The organism is Mesorhizobium sp. M5C.F.Ca.ET.164.01.1.1 (assembly GCF_004792125.1).
GTDB classification, from domain to species: Bacteria; Pseudomonadota; Alphaproteobacteria; order Rhizobiales; family Rhizobiaceae; genus Mesorhizobium; species Mesorhizobium wenxiniae.
The window spans coordinates 1-279 of the sequence record NZ_SRTG01000645.1 but is presented as its reverse complement, the minus strand read 5'-3'; the positions used below and the strand labels follow the sequence as shown (position 1 = coordinate 279).

The following is a 279-nucleotide window of genomic DNA, read 5'->3' as shown; positions in this document are numbered from 1 at the left end:
GCGGCGCGCGCCTGCGCGAAAAACTGCTCGACTTTTCCGATGACGATTTCCTCGTCAGCTATTCCATCCTGGAGACGCCGCAGCCGCTCACCAACCACAAGGCGACGCTGCAGCTCAGGCGCGTCACCGACGGCGACCGCACCTATGCCGAATGGACCGCCAGCTTCGACGCGGCCCCCGAGGATGCGGACAAGCTGGCCGAGGGCATGGGCGCCAATGTCTTCCAGGGCGGCTTCAATGCCCTTAAGACCCATTTCGCCGGCCAGAGCTGAAGGAGCG

At 64.9% G+C, this 279-nt stretch carries 1 protein-coding gene; it reads left to right on the top strand.

The features are described 5' to 3' along the window. On the top strand, positions 1 to 272 hold a 272-nt coding region (locus EN807_RS35115), incomplete at its 5' end, for an SRPBCC family protein (RefSeq protein ID WP_135938129.1). Between the last annotated feature and the right edge of the window lie 7 nt (positions 273 to 279).